Origin of the sequence: Arthrobacter sp. H41, from assembly GCF_000520535.1 — a bacterium.
Classification (GTDB): domain Bacteria; phylum Actinomycetota; class Actinomycetes; order Actinomycetales; family Micrococcaceae; genus Arthrobacter_D.
On the sequence record NZ_KI914810.1, the window covers coordinates 12,699 to 13,367 of the forward strand.

At 68.8% G+C, this 669-nt stretch carries 2 protein-coding genes; both read left to right on the forward strand.

The features are described from left to right. Positions 1–201: hypothetical protein (locus Y705_RS19545; protein WP_049822680.1), on the forward strand; the 201-nt coding region annotated here is incomplete at its 5' end. Positions 202–227: 26 nt separating this feature from the next. Continuing rightward, the coding region (locus Y705_RS19550) for a DegV family protein (RefSeq protein ID WP_253908601.1) at positions 228–669 on the forward strand (442 nt) is incomplete at its 3' end.

The window sequence follows — 669 nt, forward strand, 5'->3', positions numbered from 1 at the left end:
CTGACCCGGAACACCGTGGTGGCAGTGATTCAGGTGCAGGGAAAGGTCCGGGACCGGCTGGAGGTGTCGCCGGAGATCTCCGAGGACGAGCTCCGGGCGCTGGCGCTCGACAGCGAGCACGTCACCAGGATCCTCGACGGACGGAGCATCCGCACGGTGATCGTGAGGGCACCGAAACTGGTCAACATCGTTCCAGGGTGACAGTGCCCGCTACCGTGCCATCGACTGTGCCCGCTCCACCCCGCATCGCCGTGGTGACGGATTCCGCCGCGGGTCTTCCAGCGGTCCTGCACGAGGGGCCCGGGCGAGGGATCACCGTGGTCCCGGTTCCCGTGTCGATCGGCGCGGAGACCTTCAGCCAGGAGGACTCCGAGCTGTTCCGACGGCTCAGTGTGGCGCTCGCCCAGGGGACGGACATCCGGACGTCCCGGCCGTCACCCGGGCAGTTCGAGCAGGTCTACCAGGCACTGGAGACCGCAGGATTCGACGGCATCATCTCGGTGCACCTGTCGGGCCTGCTGTCGGGAACAGTGGACGCGGCGCGCCTCGCAGCGGCGTCGGTGAACATTCCCGTCGAGGTCATCGACACCGGTACCGCAGGAATGGCACAGGGTTACGCAGCGCTGGAGGCGGCCGCCGCCCTCCGTGCGGGCCTCGGCCTCGAGCGCA